This is a genomic window from Methylobacterium sp. FW306-05-D, from assembly GCF_058782155.1.
This window is the reverse complement of the sequence record NZ_JBYSXL010000003.1, coordinates 65,975-84,665: the sequence shown is the minus strand read 5'-3', so window position 1 is coordinate 84,665 and position 18,691 is coordinate 65,975. Positions and strand designations below refer to the sequence as shown.

The following is an 18,691-nucleotide window of genomic DNA, read 5'->3' as shown; positions in this document are numbered from 1 at the left end:
CCACATGATCGGCGTCGATGACGGCGTGCCGGCGCCGCTCGGCGCGCATTTCGACGGGCGCGGGGTCAATTTCGCGCTGTTTTCGCAGAACGCCACGGCGGTCGACCTGTGTCTGTTCGACCCCGGCGAGCGCCACGAGACCCGGCGCATCCGCCTGCCCTGCCGCACCGACGACGTCTGGCACGGCTACCTGCGCGGCGTGTTCCCGGGCCAGCTCTACGGATATCGCGTCCACGGACCCTGGGATCCGGCGCAGGGACACCGCTTCAATCCCGCCAAGCTCCTGCTCGACCCCTATGCCCGCGACATCCAGGGGCGCATCCGCTGGCACGATTCCCTCTACGGGCACCGCCGCGGCATCCAGCGGGCCGACCAGATCGACCGGCGCGACAGCGCCGCGTTCATGCCCCGCGGCATCGTCACGCCGCCCGAGGTCCCCGATCTCGCGGTGAGCCCGGTCAGGCGATCGCTGTCCCAGACCGTGATCTACGAGGCCCATGTCAAGGCGCTGACCCAGACCCATCCGGACATTCCGGACGCGGCACGGGGCACCTACGCGGCTCTCGCTCACCCGGCCATCATCGAGCACCTGCTCAAGCTTGGGGTCACCGCGATCGAATTGCTGCCGATCCAGTCCTTCGCCGACGACCGTTTCTTGGTCGAGAAGGGCCTGGTGAACTTCTGGGGCTACTCGCCGCTCAACTACTTCGCCGCCGATCCGCGCTATCGCGGACCGGCGGGCATCGGCGGCCTGCGCGCGGCCATCCGAGAACTCGCCGCCGCCGAGATCGAGGTGATCCTCGACGTGGTCTACAACCACACCGCCGAGGCCGATCACACCGGGCCGACCCTGTCGTTCCGCGGCGTCGACAATGCCAGCTACTACAAGCTGAAGCCGGACAATCGCCGCGAGGAAATCGACTGCACCGGTTGCGGCAATACCCTCGACCTCGACCATCCACGCGTGATGCAGATGGTGCTGGATTCCCTGCGCCACTGGGTGACGGCCTATGGGGTCGCGGGCTTCCGATTCGATCTGGCGACGAGCCTGGGGCGCAACCCGCACGATTTCAGCCCGAAGGCTGCTTTCTTCCAGGCCGTGGCGCAGGACCCGGTCCTCGCCCATGTGAAGATGATCGCCGAGCCCTGGGACATCGGCGCGGGCGGGTATCAGCTCGGCGGTTATCCCCGGGGCTGGAGCGAGTGGAACGATCAGTTCCGCGACAGCATCCGGGGCTTCTGGCGCGGCGACCGCGGCACCCTCGCTAAGGTCACGCAGGGGCTTTCGGGCTCACGCGAGATCTTTGCCGCCTCGGGGCGCTGGCCGCTGTCGAGCATCAACTTCGCCGCCTCCCATGACGGGTTCACCCTGGCGGACGTCGTCGCCTACGAGGAGAAGCACAATCTCGCCAATGGCGAGGACAATCGCGACGGCCACGGGCACAACCTCTCCCGCAATTACGGCGTCGAGGGTGAGACGACCGATCCCGTCATCCTCAACCTGCGCGCCCGCCAGAAGCGCAACCTCCTCACCACGGTCTTCCTGGCCCAGGGCGTGCCGATGCTGCTGATGGGCGACGAACGCTCGCGCAGCCAGGGCGGCAACAACAACGCCTATGCGCAGGACAACGCCACGAGCTGGATGGATTGGGAGAACGACCCCGACCTTAGTCTCACGACCTTCGTCGGAAATCTGACGCGCCTGCGCCGGGAGCAGCCGGCCCTGCGGCGGCGCGATTATCTCACCGGGGCACCGGTCGAGAACGGCCCGCTGCGCGACGTGCACTGGCTCGCACCGGGCGGCACCGAGATGGCCGATGGCGATTGGTCGGATTCCGAGCGCCAGGCCTTCGGCATGCAGATCGGCAACGACCTGCCTCAGGCGGACCGGCTGCTGATCCTCGTCAACGCGGCCGAGGCGCCCTGCGACTTCACCCTGGCCCCGATCATCGGGGGGCCCTGGACCCTCGTTTTCGACACCACGAAGCAGACCGGCGCCGTGACGGCCGGCCAGGCCCTGTTTCCTCCCGGGGCCGGCATGCGCCTCGACGCGCAGGCGATCTACGTTCTGCGGGCGAGGCCCGCAGCCGCCTACAAGGCCTGATCGGCAAGGCCTGACTGGACGGCCTGTCAGGCGTCCGATGCCTCGCGGCGCAACTCGTGGCGTGCCTGTTCGAGAAATTCTTCGCGTTCGGCTTCGGAGAGGGGCAGCAGCGTACAGTCGGTCGTCAGGTGGGCGTCGGCGGTGTCGGCATCCCAGCACCGTTCGCCGTGGCCCTTGCGGGCGAAATTCAGCTTGGCCCTGGCCAGGACCAGGAACGCGTCGACGTCCTTCATTTCCAACTCCGGAACGGCGCGAACATTGCGGCGGGGCCCGAGGCAAATCTCGGACCGCGGGCGCTACCAACCTCGCTTGGCGGTGCAGTGCACAAAAGTCTGTCCTCCGGTGGTTGTCGCAGCCAAGCCACGCCTTACCTCGACGGTAACGCTGCAGGGAACAACACGGTGCGGGCGGGCTTCTGCAAGGTGCGACGGACGCTCACGACCCCCGGCGAACGCGAGAGACGGAAGATGGTGGCTTGATGCGGCGCGCCCACAGCATGGCCTTCGGCAGCGAAACGTCGAAGGACGGGGTCCGGTTCGCCTTCTGGGCGCCGACCGCCAAGGAGGTCAGTCTCGTCCTCGACGGGACCGATCATGCGATGCCGGAGGCGGGCGATGGCTGGCGGCGACTTACCGTGCCGGGTGCCGCCGGCGGAGCCCGCTACGGCTACCGGATCGACGGCGATCTCGTCGTGCCGGACCCGGCCTCGCGCTTCCAACCGGACGACGTCTCGGGCCTCAGTGAGGTGATCGACCCGCGCGCCTACGATTGGGCCGACGCCGCCTGGACCGGGCGCCCGTGGGAAGAGGTCGTGCTCTACGAACTCCATGTCGGCACCGCGACGCCCGAAGGCACCTACGCGGCGCTGGAGGGGAAGCTCGAAGATCTGCGCGATCTCGGCGTCACCGCCATCGAACTGCTGCCGCTCGCCGACTTCAAGGGCACCCGCAACTGGGGCTACGACGGCGTGCTGCCCTACGCGCCGGATGGCGTCTACGGCCGGCCCGACGACCTGAAGCGCCTGATCGACAGGGCGCATGCCCTCGGGCTGATGGTCTTCCTCGACGCGGTCTACAATCACTTCGGCCCGGCCGGGAACTACCTGAACGCCTACGCCAAGACCTTCTTCACCGAGCGGCACCAGACGCCCTGGGGTGCCGGGATCAATTTCGACGGCGAGACCAGCGGGCGCGTCGTCCGCGACTTCTTCATCGAGAATTCCCTGTACTGGCTCGAAGAATTCCACTTCGACGGACTGCGCTTCGATGCCGTCCACGCCATCCTCGACGATTCCCAGAAGCACTTCATCGGCGAACTCGCCGAGACCATCCGCGCCCGCCTGCCCGGGCGCCATATCCACCTCGTGCTGGAGAACGAGGCCAACCAGGCTCGCTGGCTCGAGCGCGACCAGCAGGGACGGGCGATCCAGCACAATGCGCAATGGGCCGACGACCTGCACCATTGCTGGCACGTGCTGCTGACGGGCGAAGACGCCGGCTACTATGCGAGCTTCGCCGACAAGCCTGTCGAGCACCTCGCCCGCTGCCTGTCGGAGGGCTTCGCCTATCAGGGCGAGCCGTTCCCGACCCTCGACAACCACCCGCGCGGCGAACCGTCGGCTCACCTGCCGCCCTCGGCCTTCGTCACCTTCCTGCAGAACCACGATCAGGTCGGAAACCGGGCCCTCGGGGAGCGCCTGAGCGCCCTCTGCGATCCACGGAAGCTCGCCCTTGCCCGCGCCGGCCTGCTCCTCAGTCCGCAGATCCCGATGCTGTGGATGGGCGAGGAATGGTCGGCGACCGCGCCGTTCCTGTTCTTCGTCGACTTCGCGCCGGACGAGGCGTTGAACAAGGCGGTGCGCGAGGGGCGGCGCCGGGAGTTCAAGAGCTTCGCGGCCTTCGCCGACGACACGTCGGTGATCCCCGATCCCACCGAGGCGAAGACCTTCACGGATTCGCGGATCGACTGGGCCGAGCGCTCGGAGCCGGCGCACCGCGCCGTGCTGGCCGATACGCGCAACCTTCTCCAGATCCGGCACCAGAGCGTCGTGCCCCTCACCAAGACCCGGTACTTTGGTGCGAAGGCGACCCTGCCGCGTCCCGACGTCGTCGATTGCACCTGGACCTACGAGGGCGGCTGGCTGCGCTTCGTCGCCAATGTCGGTGCCGAGGACGTCACCGTCGAGCGCGGTGCCGGCCAGGTCATCTGGTCGAGCGGATCGGGCAACGGATCGACCGAACTCCCGTCCTGGACGGGTGTCTTCCTGACGGGTGTGAAGTGATGAGCCGCGACCTCGAACGCCTCGCCGACCTCCTCGGCGTCGCCGCCGGCTACACGGATGCCTTCGGGCAGCCGGTGGAAACCGCCCTCGACGTTCGGCGCGGGATGATCGCGGCCCTGGGTTTCCCGGTCGAGACCGACGCCGAGATCGCCGCGAGCCTCGCCGAGGTCGCGGCGGTGCGCAGCGGGCTGATCGCGCCGCTCCTGCCGGCCGAGGCGCGCCGCGCCACGCATGTGCCGATCCAGGTGGACGGCGCCGGCGGCACCCTGTCCTGGCGCCTCGTCGACGAGCGCGGACATCACCGCGAGGGCCGTGTCGCGGTCACCGGCAGCGGCTTCGAGCTGCCGCCGCTCACCCCCGGCTATCATCGCCTCTCGGTCACCCTCGGGGAGCACCGTTCTGAGGCCTGGGTGATCTCGGCGCCGCAGCGCTGCTGGCGTCCGCGGGCCTATGCCGACGAGGGAGCCCGCGACTGGGGTCTCGCGGCACAGCTCTACGGCTTGCGTTCGCCCAACAACCTCGGGATCGGCTCCTACACTGATGCCGGACGAGCGGCGCGGGATGCCGGCCTGCGCGGCGCGTCGTTCCTGGGGCTGAGCCCCGTCCACGCGCTGTTCGCTACCGACCGCACCAAGATCTCGCCCTACTCACCGTCCTCGCGGCTCTTCCTCGAAATCCTCTTCATCGAACCGGGCGTCCTGCCGGGCTTCGTCGGCTCGAAGGCTGCCGATCTCCTCGCCTCGATGGCGGACCGGGTCGAGGCGCTGCGCGAGGCCAAGCTCGTGGAGCATGCTGGCATCTGGGCGGTGCTCTCGCCCGTGCTGCAGGCACTCTGGCAGGAATCTGCGGCGCGCGACGGGATGGATGCGGGCTTCGCCGCCTTCCGGGCGGCCGGGGGCGAAGACCTCGAGGCACACGGCACCTTCGAGGCCCTGGCAGAGCATTACCAGGCGCAGGGGGCCCAGTGGCTCGGCGATTGGCCGGAGGAGATGCGCCGCAACGGCACGCCCGCCGTGCGTGCCTTCGCCGAGGCCCATGCCGAGGCCGTGACCTATCACATCTGGCTGCAATACCTCGCGGACCGTCAGCTGGAGGAGGCCGCGAACACCGCGCTCTCCACCGGCATGCGCCTCGGACTCTACCGCGACCTCGCGGGGGGGGGCCCCCCCCCCCGCCGCGGCTCCGAGATCTGGTCGCATCCCGAGCGCTTCGCCAACGGCGTCTCCATCGGTGCGCCGCCGGACCTGCTGGCCCCGAAGGGTCAGGATTGGGGCCTGCCGGCCTTCCATCCGCTGGAGATGGAGCGCGACGGGCTCGCAGCCTTCCGCGCCCTGGTGGTGGCGAACATGCGCCATGCCGGCGCGATCCGGATCGACCACGCTTTCCAGCTCGCCCGCCTCTTCCTGATCCCGGTCGGACGCTCCGCCAGGGAGGGCGCCTACGTGGCCATGCCCTTCGAGCCGATGCTCGCGGTGCTGCGCCTGGAGAGCCACCGGGCCAAGTGCCTCGTGATCGCCGAGGATCTCGGGACCGCGCCGGAGGGCTTCTCGGATGCGCTGATGCAGGCCGGCATCCTCAGCTACCGCATCCTCGCCTTCGAGCGCGAGCAGGGCGCCCGCTTCAAGCCGCCGGCGGCCTATCCGCGCGATGCCCTGACGGCCATCACCACCCACGACCTGCCGACCTTCGTCGGCTGGTGGCGGGGCGTCGACACCGATACGCGCCAGGCCCTCGGGCTCTACGATTCCGAACGGGCGGATACGGAGCGCCGCGAGCGCGTCGAGGAGCGGGCTCGCCTGACCGAGGCGCTGGCGGCCGAGCAGCTGCTGCCGAGCTACGATCCGCCCGAGGCCGCTCCCTTCGAGGCCGCGGCCCGCTATCTCGGGCGCGCGCCGTCGATGCTCACCGCTGTCCAGTACGAGGACGTGGTCTCCGAACTCTCGCAGGCCAACGTCCCCGGCTCCACGGAGGGGTATCCGAACTGGCGGCGCAAGCTCGATCGCACGCTGGAGAGCATCGCCGCGCCGGGCGGGCCCCTGGCCAAGCTCGCCGCCTCCCTCGCGGCCGAGGACCGCGGCCCGCGCTCGGGTGCCGCGCGCCTCGCTTCGGCGCCGCCCCGGTCAACCTACCGCCTGCAGTTCCACAAGGACTTCACCTTCGTGGATGCGGAAGCGATCGTGCCTTATCTGGCCAAGCTCGGCATCAGCCACGTCTACACCTCGCCGATCCAGAAGGCCCGGCCGGGCTCGACCCACGGCTACGACATCGTCGACCATTCGACGATCAACCCGGAGCTCGGCGGCGAGGAGGGCTTCGCGCGCTTCTCGGACGTGCTGCACGGCGCCGGCCTGAAGCTCCTGCTCGACATCGTGCCGAACCACATGGGCGTCGGCGGCGCCGACAATCCGTGGTGGCTCTCGGTGCTCGAATGGGGCGGCCTCTCGCCCTCGGCGGAAGCCTTCGACATCGACTGGTCGCGGCTCGGCGCCAAGAACAAGCTCGTGGTGCCCTTCCTCGGGGACCGCTACGGCGAGGCGCTGGAGAAGGGGACTCTGGAGTTGAGGTTCGACCCGGCGAAGGGCGCCTTCAGCATCTGGCACTACGAGCACGAATTCCCGATCTGCCCGCTGCAGTATCCGACCATCTTGAACCGCTCCCTCGCGGCGCTCGGGGACATCGAGGATGCGGCCGCCCTCGAAGTGCTCGGTATCTCCGAGCGCCTGCGCCTGATGGGCGAGGAGACGAGCGACGAGCGCCGCCGCGCCTTCCCGGCCGAGGCCGAGGAACTCAAGGAGCGCCTGGTCGAGGCGGTCGAGGCCTCGCCCCCCATCGCGGCGGCCATCGGGCGGACCTTGAAGCTGCTCAACGGCGCCAAGGGCCACCCGGACAGCTTCGGCCCGCTGCACCGCCTCTTGGAGCAGCAATCCTACCGCCTCGCCCATTGGCGGATCGCCGCGAGCGACATCAACTACCGCCGCTTCTTCGACGTGAACGGTCTGGCGGGTCTGCGCGTCGAGAAGTCCGACGTGTTCCAGCGCTCGCACGAGACGATCTTCCGGCACATCGAGGCCGGGCGGATCGACGGGCTGCGCATCGATCACATCGACGGTCTGGCCGACCCGCTCGGCTATGCGCGCGCCCTCCAGGCCGCCATCGGTCCCGGCTTCTACGTGGTCGTGGAGAAGATCCTCGAACCCGGCGAGCGGCTGCGACCCTGGCCCGTGGCGGGCACCACCGGCTACGACGTGCTCAACCAGCTCGACGGCATCCTCGTCGACCAGGGCAAGCGCGCCGAGATCCGCCGGCTCTACGAGAGCCGGACGCAGTTCGACGAGCCCTACAAGTTCATGCTCCGGGCCGCCAAGGCCGAGATCCTGGAGATCAGCTTTGCCTCCGAGCTCGAGGTGATGACCTCCGACCTCAAGGCGGTGGCCGATGCCGACCGCCGTACGCGCGACTTCTCGGTCAACGCCATCCGCCGGGCGCTCATCGAGATCATCGCCCGCTTCCCGACCTATCGGAGCTACCTGCCGGGCGACCTCGACGAGAGCGACGTCGAGGACGAGGACATCCGCCTCATCGAGACGGCGGTGAAGAAGGCCAAGCGCTGGAGCGCGTTGCCGGATCGCTCCGTGCACGACTTCGCCGCCGACGCCATGCTCGGGCGCATCGACGTGACCGGACCGGGCCGCCCGGACCCGGAGGTGATCCTGCGCTTCCGCCGCCGCTTCCAGCAGCTCACGGGCCCGGTGATGGCCAAGAGCCTGGAGGACACGCTGTTCTACCGCTTCGCCGAACTCCTCGCCCTGAACGAGGTCGGCGGCGATCCGGGCGAATACGGCATCGACGCGGCGCATTTTCACGCGCTCCAGGCGGCGCGGGCACGCGACTGGCCGAACGCGATGATCACCACCGCGACCCACGACACCAAGCGCGGCGAGGATGCCCGCTCGCGCCTGCTCGCCCTCTCGGAGATGCCCGAGGACTGGGCCGCGGCCTGGGAGACCTGGACGAACCTCGCCCAGCCCCACCTGACGGTGATCGACCGGGAGCCGGTGCCGGACGCCAACGACCAGTGGATGTTCTTTCAGGCCATTCTCGGCGCCTGGCCTCTGGAGCTGCTCGACGCGGACGATCCGGCCGCGATCGAGGATTTCCGCAGCCGGCTCGATGCCTATGCCGAGAAGGCCCTGCGGGAATCCAAGCGCAGGTCGAGCTGGGTCAATGTCGACGAGGGCTACGAGGGCGCGGTGCACGCGCTCTTCGCCCAGCTGATCGCCCCTCGCTCCGCATTCCTCGCGCAGCTACGCCCCTTCGCGAAGCGTCTGGCGCATCTGGGCATGATCGCCGGCCTCGGCCGGACCGTCCTGAAGGTGACCCTGCCGGGCCTGCCCGACACCTACCAGGGCACCGAGTTCTGGGACTTCTCGTTCGTGGACCCCGACAACCGGCGGCCCGTGAACTACCCGGCCCTGACCCAAGCCCTGGAGGAGGGAGGGGCGGCTACCGATCTCCTGGCCCATTGGACGGACGGGCGGGTGAAGCAGGCGACCCTCGCCAGGCTCCTGGCCGACCGCGCCGCACGCCCGACCTTCTATGCCGATGCCGACTACCAAGCGCTCCCGGCCTCGGGTGCGCAGGCCGACCATGTCATCGCATTCACACGTTCCGATGCGACGACGGGCGAGGGCGACCTCGTGGTGGTGGTCCCGCGCCTGGTCTCCGGCCTCGTCGGGGACGCGATTTGGTCGGGCGAGGCCTTCGCCGGGACGGCCGTCGCGGTGACGCCCGGAACGGCCTGGACCGATCTCGTCACCGGGGACGAGATCGTCTCCGACGATGGCCGGATCGAACTCGGACGGGCCTTCGCGCGTCTGCCCTATGCCGTCCTGAAGCGAACGCGCTGACGGCGGATCGAATGCGCTCCGGGGATACGGAGCGCCCGCACACGAACGACCGGGGGAGGGATCTCCCGTCCCGGTCACGGTCGCGCCCCCGCGGGCCCGCCCTGGGCGGATTCGCGAGACCCGGAGCCGGGTCCCGGGCCGCGCACGCGAAAGACGAGATGGAGCACGCATGAACGCACCCAGCCCCGCAACGACCGCCGCCCAGCGGACCGCAGCCGGTCGGGTGCCGCTTCCCGCCGCCCTGGCGCCCCGCGCCGAGGGACCGCGCATCTACAACCTGTTCCCGCTCCTCGTCGGCCGCGTCTCCACGTGGACGGCCGAATTGCCCCGGATCGCCGCGCTCGGCTTCGACTGGGTCTATCTCAACCCCTTCCACCAGACCGGCGGCTCACGCAGCCTCTATGCGGTGGCCGATCCCGACCGCCTGGACGAGCGCTTCCGCGACCAGGACGGCACCTCGGATGACGAGCAGATCCGCCGGTTCTGCGCCGCCGCCACGGCGCACGGCCTCAGCGTGATGACCGACCTCGTCATCAACCATACGGCTATGGACGGGCCCCTCGCCGCGCAGCGCCCCGATCTGTTCGTGAAGGACGCCGAGGGCAAGATCGAAAGCCCCTACGCCGTCGATCCGGACGACCCGTCGATCCGCACCGTCTGGGGCGACCTCGCTGAGCTCGACTACCATTCGGAGGGTTCGCGCCTGGAACTCACCGCGTTCTGGTCGGGCTACGTCAATCGCCTTCAGGATCTCGGCGTCCAGGGCTTCCGCTGTGACGCCGCCTACAAGGTCCCGGCATCGGTGTGGCGTGACCTGATCGGGGCCGCCAAGGCGCTGGAGCCGGATTGCCTGTTCGCGGCCGAGACCCTCGGCTGCACCTTCGAGGAGGCGCAATCCACCGCCGGCGCCGGGTTCGATTACCTGTTCAACAGCTTCGCCTGGTGGGACCTGAAGGCGTCCTGGGCCCTCGACCAGTACGAGCGTCTGCGCGTCATCGCGCCCTCGATCGCGTTTCCCGAGAATCACGACATGGCCCGCCTCGCGGCCGACCTCGACGGCGACCCGGCGGCCGTCGCGCGTCACCTGAAGGCGCGCTACGCCCTCTCGGCGTTCTTCTCGGCCGGCGTACTGATGCCGATCGGCTACGAATGGGGCTACCGCCGCGCCCTGCACGTCGTCGAGACGAGGCCGGAGGCGCGCGAATCCAACACCGGCATCGACATCTCCGCCTCCATCGCGGCGATCAACGCCCTGAGAGCCGAACTTCCGGCGGCCAATGTCGAGGGCGCCCAGGCGCGCATCTCCTCGCCGGACGCGCCCTACACCGCGCTCCTTCGTTTCGACACCGGCCATGGCGCTTCGGCGCGCAGCGCCACGCTGGTGCTCTACAATCCCACCGCGATCCCGGTGCCGGTGGAGCCCGGCGCCCTCCTGGCCCGGACCGGCGGCATGCTCGGCGATTTCATCGATCGGACGCCGGAGGCCGAGCCCATCGACTTCCGGCCGGGGGTCGCACTGGCCTTGGCACCCGGCGAAGTGCGGATTCTCGCGGCGGAACGCGCGGAGGTGAAAACCGCACCGAAGCCGAGCACGCCCACCGGCGAGGGCCGGGTCGTCATCGAGGCGGTGATGCCGGAGATCGACGGTGGCCGCTCCGCGGTGAAGCGCGTGGTCGGCGAGAGCGTCCACGTCACCGCCGACATCTTCAGCGACGGCCACGAGATCATCGACGCCGAGATTCTCTCCCGCGTGGTGGGCGAGACCGCGTGGCGCTCCGACCGCATGGTTTTCGTGGACAACGACCGCTGGGGCGGCCACTTCCCGCTCCTGCGCAACGCCCGCTACGAATTCACTGTCCAGGCCTGGCGCGACGGCTACTCGTCGTGGATCCGCGACACCCTGAAGAAGCGCGATGCCGGGGTCGATGTGCGCCTGGAGACCATCGAGGGCGTTGCCTTCGTCGTCGGCGCCCTCGAGAACGCCACCGGCCCGGACAGCGACCGCCTGAAGGCCCTGGTCGGAGATCTCGAGGCTCAGCCGTCCGGTTCGGCGGGACAACTCGACCTGATGCTGGCGCCGGCCCACGCGCACCTGATCCGGCGCCATGCGCCGCGCATCAACCTCTCGCGCTACCCCGTGAACGTGCCGGTGATCGCCGATCGCCTCGCCGCCCGGTTCTCAGCCTGGTACGAGATCTTCCCGCGCTCCCAGTCGATGGACGTCAACCGCCACGGCACCTTCGACGACGTGATCCGGCGCCTGCCGGAGATCCGCGAGCTCGGCTTCGACGTACTCTATTTCACGCCGATCCACCCCATCGGAAAGACCAACCGGAAGGGCAAGAACAACACCCTGACGGCGCTTCCCGGCGATGTCGGCTCGGTCTACGCGGTCGGCTCGGAGGAGGGCGGCCACGAGGCCGTGCACCCCGAACTTGGAACCCTCGACGACTTCCGCCGCCTCGTGGCGGCGAGCCATGCCTACGGCATGGAAATCGCGCTCGACTTCGCGATCCAGTGCTCGCCGGACCATCCCTGGATCAAGAACCACCCGGAATGGTTCGAATGGCGCCCCGACGGCACTCTGAAATTCGCGGAGAATCCGCCCAAGAAGTACGAGGATATCTCCAACGTCCACTTCTACGGCGGCGCCCTGCCGTCCCTGTGGATCGAGTTGCGCGACATCGTCATGGGCTGGGCCCAGCTCGGCGCCCGCATCTTCCGGGTCGACAACCCGCACACCAAGCCGATCCCGTTCTGGGAGTGGATGATCGCCGAGGTCAACGCCCGCTATCCGGACGTGATCTTCCTCGCCGAGGCCTTCACCCGGCCGAAGATGATGAAGAAGCTCGCCAAGGCCGGGTATCAGCAGAGCTATACCTACTTCACCTGGCGCGATACGAAGCCCGATCTGATCGCCTATTCCACCGAACTCGCCGGCGAGATGGGCGAATATTATCGGCCGAATTTCTTCGCCAATACGCCCGATATCAACCCGATCTACCTGCAGACCAGCGGACGGGCGGGCTTCGTCGTCCGGGCCACCCTCGCGGCCACCCTGTCCAGCGTCTGGGGCATCTACAACGGCTTCGAGCTCTGCGAGGCCGAGCCGTATCCGGGCAAGGAAGAGTACCTCAACTCGGAGAAGTACGAGCTCAAGGCCTGGGACTACCACCGCCCGGGGAACATCCGCGAGCACATCATCAAGTTGAACCAGATCCGGCGGGATAATCCGGCGCTGTGGGACTTCCGCAATGTGGTCTTCACCGGTGCCTACAACGACCAGATCATCGCCTACGCCAAGGTGACGCCGGACGGGGACAATTGCATCTTCGTCCTCGTCAACCTCGACCCGCGCAACCGCCAGGAATGCACCTACGAGGTGCCGCTCTGGCTTCTCGGCCAGCCCGATGACGGCGCCGTCGAGGTCGAGGACCTGTTGCTCGGCTACAAATTCGAGCTGCGTGGGAAATCGCACCGCATCGCCCTGGACCCCGCAGAGCGCTCGGCGGTGATCTGGCGTCTTCGCGCCCCAAGTCGGGTTGCGTAAGCCGCGTGCCCGTGTCAGCAAAAAACCCGACGGCCCCGGCGGGCCGTCGTCGTGTCGCCCGATTGTCGGCGCCTACCCAGCTGACGGACGCCGCGCTCGCCAGTCTCATCGCTGTGAGTGGTGCGGATGCCCCGGACACGCCCTTGAACTCGACGTATGAGGCAACGACGCGATGATCGATCGCAGCGATCCGCAATGGTACCGTGACGCCATCATCTACCAGATCCACGTCAAGTCGTTCTTCGACTCCAACAATGACGGGATCGGCGATTTCGAGGGCCTGACGCAGAAGCTCGACTATGTCCGCGACCTCGGCGTCACGGCCATCTGGCTGATGCCGTTCTATCCGTCGCCCTTGCGCGACGACGGCTACGACATCGGCGACTACCGCGACGTCAATCCATCCTACGGCACGATGGAGGAGTTCCGGAAATTCGTGGACGCGGCGCACGAGCGCGGCCTGCGCGTGATCACCGAGCTCGTCATCAACCACACCTCCGATCAGCATCCGTGGTTCCAGCGGGCCCGCGAGGCCCCGGCCGGATCGCCGGAGCGCGACTTCTACGTCTGGTCGGACACCGACACGCCGTACTCGGACACGCGCATCATCTTCCTCGACACGGAGGTGTCGAACTGGACCTGGGACCCGGTCGCCAAGCAGTATTTCTGGCACCGCTTCTACAGTCACCAACCCGACCTGAACTTCGACAACCCGGCCGTGCTGGAGGCCGTCATCGAGGTGATGCGCTACTGGCTCGACATGGGCGTCGACGGCCTGCGCCTCGACGCGATCCCGTACCTGATCGAGCGCGATGGCACGAACTGCGAGAACCTGCCGGAGACCCACACGGTCATCAAGGCGATCCGCGCGGCTCTGGACGCGAGCTATCCCGACCGGATGCTGCTGGCCGAGGCGAACCAGTGGCCGGAGGAGACGGCCCAGTATTTCGGCGACGGCGACGAATGCCACATGGCATTCCACTTCCCGCTGATGCCGCGCATGTACATGGCGATCGCCCGCGAGGACCGGCATCCGATCACCGACATCATGCGCCAGACCCCGGAGATCCCCGAGGGCTGCCAGTGGGCGATCTTCCTGCGCAACCACGACGAGTTGACCCTCGAGATGGTCACCGCCGAGGAGCGCGATTACTTGTGGTCGTTCTATGCCGCCGAGCGGCGCGCCCGCATCAATCTCGGCATTCGCCGCCGCCTCGCGCCGCTTCTGGAGAACGACCGGCGCAAGATCGAGTTGATGAAGTCCCTCGTCCTGTCGATGCCCGGCACGCCGGTGCTCTATTACGGCGACGAGATCGGCATGGGCGACAACATCTACCTCGGTGACCGCGACGGCGTGCGCACGCCGATGCAGTGGTCCCCGGACCGCAACGGCGGCTTCTCGCGGGCCAACCCGCAGAAGCTGTTCCTGCCTTCGGTGCAGGACCCGATCTACGGCTTCGACGCGATCAACGTCGAAGCGCAGACCCAGTCGCAGACCAGCCTGCTCAACTGGACGCGCCGGATGATCGCGATCCGCAACAATTCGGTGGCTCTGGGCCGCGGCGGCATGCAGTTCCTGTATCCGTCGAACCGCAAGGTCCTGGCCTGGATCCGCGAGTTCGAGGGCGAGCGCGTCCTCTGCGTCGCCAACCTGTCTCGGGCGCCGCAGGCGGTGCAGCTCGACCTGTCCGAGCTGCGCAGCGCGGTTCCGATCGAGCTGACCGGCGGTTCGGAGTTTCCGGCCATCGGCGAACTGCCCTACCTGCTGACCCTGCCGTCCTACGGGTTCTACTGGTTCTCGCTGAGTGCTGCGAACACGGGCAGCATCGGCCCGCAGCCGGAACTGCCGGAGCTGTTCACGCTCGTGCTCACCGGCGGGATCGAAACCCTGATGGCCGGGCGTGAGCGGACGGCCTTCGAGCGCACCGTGGCCCCGCGCTTCATCGCCACCCGGCGCTGGTTCGCCGCGAAGGGCTCGCGCATCAAGTCGGTACAGGTCACCGACAGCGCGGCCCTCAAGGATGGCACCGGCGAATCCAAGTTCCTCCTGCCCCGCGTCGCGGTCCATCTCTCCACGGGCGAGCGTCAGGACTACTTCGTGCCCGTAGCCGTCGACGAGGGCCGCGAGGACGAGGCGATGCTCCAGCATGCCGTCGCCCGCGTGCGCCGCGGTCCGCGCACCGGGCTCCTGCTCGGTGCCGCCGCCTCGCCGACCTTCGCGATCTCGATGATCGAGGGCATGCGCGAGGGCCGCGAGATCGCCACCGAGACCGGGCGGCTCGTGTTCTCGACCACCTCGGCCTTCGATCGCGACATGACCTTCGAGGCGAGCGAGGTCCGCTCGCTCAATGCCGAGCAGAGCAACACCTCGATCGCCATCGGCTCGAAGATGATGCTCAAGCTGCTGCGCCGCCTTCAGACCGGGGTCCATCCGGAGATCGAGGTCGGGCGCTTCCTCACCGAGACCGCCCATTTCGGCAACACGCCCGCGCTCCTCGGTGTCCTCGAGCACGTCGACGCCAAGGGGACCCGCACGGCGCTCGCGGTGCTGCAGAAGTTCGTGCCGAACCAGGGCGATGCCTGGACCCTCATGCTCGAAGGCCTGCGTCGCGACTTCGACACGGTGGTGCTGGCGCCGGAGAGCGAGGCGCCGTCCCCGGCCGAGGCTTTCGAGACGCATCTTCGCTGGGCGATCCTGCTCGGCCGTCGCACCGCCGAGATGCACAACGCCTTCGCGGTCGAGACCGACGACCCGGCCTTCGCGGCCGAGCCGTTCGACCACGAGGACCTCTACGCGCTCGGCGACGACACCCGTCGCCAGGCGGAGCGGGCGTTCCGGGGCCTCGACGGCCTCGCGGGCCGCGCCTCCAACGCGGCGAGCACCGAGCTGGCGGGCCGCCGCCACGAGGTCGAGACCGCCATCGAGACGCTGACCGCCAAGGCACCCCACGGGGCGATGAAGACGCGCATCCATGGCGATTATCACCTCGGGCAGGTGCTGGCGGCCGACGACGATCTGATCATCGTCGACTTCGAGGGCGAGCCCTCGCGGCCGGCCGATGAGCGCCGGATCAAGTCCACGCCCCTGCGCGACGTCGCCGGGATGCTGCGCTCCTTCGCCTACGGCGCCGAGACCGTGACCCGCGGGATCGCGGCGCGCTTCTCGGATTCCGAGGAGCGGGCCCGCCGGGCCTCCATCGCGTGGCGCGGCATGATCGATGCGGCCTTCCTCGACGGTTACCGCGAGGCCGTCTCCGTGAGCCGGGCCGCGGTGACCGATCCGGAGACCGAGAGCCGCCTCCTGAAGCTCTCACTCCTGACCAAGGCGCTCTACGAGGTCGATTACGAAGCCAACAATCGTCCCGACTGGATCGAAATCCCCGCCCGTGGGGTTCTCAACATTCTGGACGAGATCAAGAGAGGCGTTTGAATGATGGGCATCGACGAGACGTTCGCGAGCAGGACCGGCCAGGCGTCCGGCACCTCAGGATCGGCGGACGTTGCGCCCGTTGCCACCCGGGCGCCGCAGGCCGCGACGCCGGAGACCGGGTCCCTCCACCCGGACGCGATCGCGGCCATCATGGCAGCGAACCACGGCGACCCGTTTTCCGTCCTCGGCCCGCATCAGGTCGGGCCGGGACAGTGGGAGGTGCGCGCCGTGCTGCCGGAGGCGAAATCCGCGAGCTTGCTCGTGGGCGGCCGGCGCATCCCCTTCGAGCGCAAACACCCCGACGGCTTCTTCGTCGCCCGGCTCCCGAGCGAGGGGCGTCCGCTCTACGAACTGTCCGTCGAGACCTGGGATGGCGTCGAGCGCTCGCGCCATGACCCCTACGGTTTCGGCTCGTCGCTCCGCCAGGAGGACATCGACAACCTGCGCGAGGTCGGCAGCAACGTCACCTACCGCATCCTCGGGGCGCAGCATCACCCCGTGGACGGCATCGACGGCTTCCGCTTCGCGGTCTGGGCGCCGAATGCCCGCCGCGTCAGCGTGGTCGGCGACTTCAACAACTGGGATGGCCGCCGCCATCCCATGCGCCTCTGGCAGAACGGCGGGATCTGGGAGCTGTTCATCCCGGGCCTGAAGGCCGGCGCGCACTACAAGTACGAGATTCGCGGCGCCGACGGGTCGCTGCTGCCCCTCAAGGCCGATCCGGTCGCCTTCGCGGCTCAGAAGCCGCCGGAGACCGCCTCGGTCCTCCAGGGGACGAACGACCCCGAATGGCACGACGAGAAGTGGATGGCGACGCGGGGCGCGAAGGACCCGCGCCATATCCCGATCTCGATCTACGAGGTGCATCTCGGTTCCTGGGCGCGCGTCGCCGAGGAGGGGAACCGCTACCTGACCTACCGGGAACTGGGCGAGCGCCTGATCCCCTACGTCAAGGAGATGGGCTTCACCCATATCGAGATGCTGCCGATCACGGAGTTCCCCTTCGACGGGTCGTGGGGCTACCAGCCGGTCTCGCTGTTCGCGCCGACGAGCCGGTTCGGCACGCCGGACGACTTCGCGGCCTTCGTGGATACCGCCCATGCCGCCGGGATCGGCGTCATGCTGGACTGGGTGCCGGGCCACTTCCCCCTCGACGCGCACGGCCTCGGACAGTTCGACGGCACGCATCTCTACGAGCACGCCGATCCGCGCCAGGGCTTCCACCAGGATTGGGGCACCTACATCTACAATTTCGGCCGCACCGAAGTGTCGAGCTTCCTGGCGGCCAATGCGCGCTTTTGGCTCGAGCATTACCACCTCGACGGCCTGCGCGTGGATGCCGTTGCGTCGATGCTCTACCTCGACTATTCGCGTCGGCAGGGCGAGTGGATTCCGAACCGCTACGGCGGGAACGAGAATCTCGACGCCATCGAATTCCTGCGCAAGACCAACGAGGCGACCTACGCCCATGCGCCGGGAACGCTCACGGTCGCGGAGGAATCGACGTCCTGGCCGGGGGTCTCGCACCCGACCTATACGGGCGGCCTCGGCTTCGGTTTCAAGTGGAACATGGGGTGGATGCACGACACCCTGAACTTCGTCTCCAAGGAGACGATCCACCGTCGCTACCATCATCACGACCTGACGTTCGGCCTGCTGTACGCTTTCTCCGAGAACTTCATCCTGCCGCTGTCCCACGACGAGGTGGTGCACGGGAAGGGTTCGCTGCTCGGCAAGATGCCGGGCGACCGCTGGCAGAAGTTCGCGAACCTGCGCGCCTATTACGGTTTCATGTGGGGGCATCCCGGCAAGAAGCTGCTCTTCATGGGCTGCGAATTCGGCCAGGAGAAGGAGTGGAACCACAACCAGAGCCTCGACTGGCACCTTCTGGAGGACGGGATGCATCAGGGCGTCAAGGATCTGATCCGCGACCTGAACCATCTCTACACGGCGACGCCGGCCCTCCACAGCCGGGACACCGAAGCCGGCGGCTTCCAGTGGCTGGTGGCGGACGATCAGGACAACAGCGTCATCGCCTGGGCCCGCAAGGGGCGCGAGCCCGACGAGATCGCAGTGGTGGTCTCGAACTTCACGCCGGTCCCCCGCGAGAGCTATCGCATCGGCGTCCCCGTCGCCGGGTTCTACCGGGAGGCGATCAACTCGGATGCAGAGCGCTACGGCGGTTCGAACGTCGGCAATATGGGCGGCGTCCAGGCCGAAGCGGTGGCGAGCCATGGCCAGCCCTACTCGGTGTCCCTGACGATTCCGCCTCTGGCGACGACGATCTTCCTCCGCGAGGGCTGAAAGCCTCCGAGCCGTGCGTCCTCTCTTTCGCGGAGGGGCGCACGATCGTGGATGAAACGAAGAAAGCCGGCGGGTCGACCCGCCGGCTTTCTTCGTTTTCGACGCTGGGCGCCTC

At 68.3% G+C, this 18,691-nt stretch carries 7 protein-coding genes; 6 read left to right on the top strand and 1 reads right to left on the bottom strand.

The window, feature by feature from the left end; translation table 11 throughout:
• Positions 1–4: 4 nt before the first annotated feature.
• Positions 5–2,104, top strand: coding sequence for a glycogen debranching protein GlgX (gene glgX / locus AC3WLN_RS02520; protein ID WP_492479390.1), 2,100 nt, complete (start codon positions 5–7; stop codon positions 2,102–2,104).
• 26 nt (positions 2,105–2,130) lie between these two features.
• On the opposite strand, the gene AC3WLN_RS02515 is transcribed toward glgX, so the two are convergent.
• A complete protein-coding gene (locus AC3WLN_RS02515; protein ID WP_492479327.1) occupies positions 2,131–2,337 on the bottom strand; it encodes a hypothetical protein in 207 nt (68 codons plus the stop codon).
• Positions 2,338–2,582: 245 nt separating this feature from the next.
• Between AC3WLN_RS02515 and treZ the strand changes: the two genes are divergently transcribed.
• The 5 genes from treZ (at position 2,583) to glgB (ending at position 18,576) form a co-directional block, all read left to right on the top strand.
• Positions 2,583–4,385 carry a malto-oligosyltrehalose trehalohydrolase gene (treZ, locus tag AC3WLN_RS02510; protein ID WP_492479326.1) on the top strand — a complete coding sequence of 601 codons (1,803 nt, stop codon included), beginning with the start codon at positions 2,583–2,585 and terminating at the stop codon, positions 4,383–4,385.
• Entirely contained in the window at positions 4,385–9,292 is a 4,908-nt protein-coding gene (locus tag AC3WLN_RS02505; protein WP_492479325.1) for a malto-oligosyltrehalose synthase, read from the top strand. Before treZ ends, AC3WLN_RS02505 begins: the two co-directional genes overlap by 1 nt.
• Before the next feature lie 169 nt (positions 9,293–9,461).
• Positions 9,462–12,842, top strand: coding sequence for a maltotransferase domain-containing protein (locus tag AC3WLN_RS02500; protein ID WP_492479323.1), 3,381 nt, complete (start codon positions 9,462–9,464; stop codon positions 12,840–12,842).
• Positions 12,843–13,014: 172 nt separating this feature from the next.
• Positions 13,015–16,272: a maltose alpha-D-glucosyltransferase gene (gene treS, locus AC3WLN_RS02495; protein WP_492479322.1), complete on the top strand. Its 3,258-nt coding sequence runs from the start codon at positions 13,015–13,017 to the stop codon at positions 16,270–16,272.
• Positions 16,273–18,576, top strand: a complete 2,304-nt coding sequence (glgB, locus tag AC3WLN_RS02490) for a 1,4-alpha-glucan branching protein GlgB (protein ID WP_492479321.1) — start codon at positions 16,273–16,275, stop codon at positions 18,574–18,576.
• Positions 18,577–18,691 lie beyond the last annotated feature (115 nt).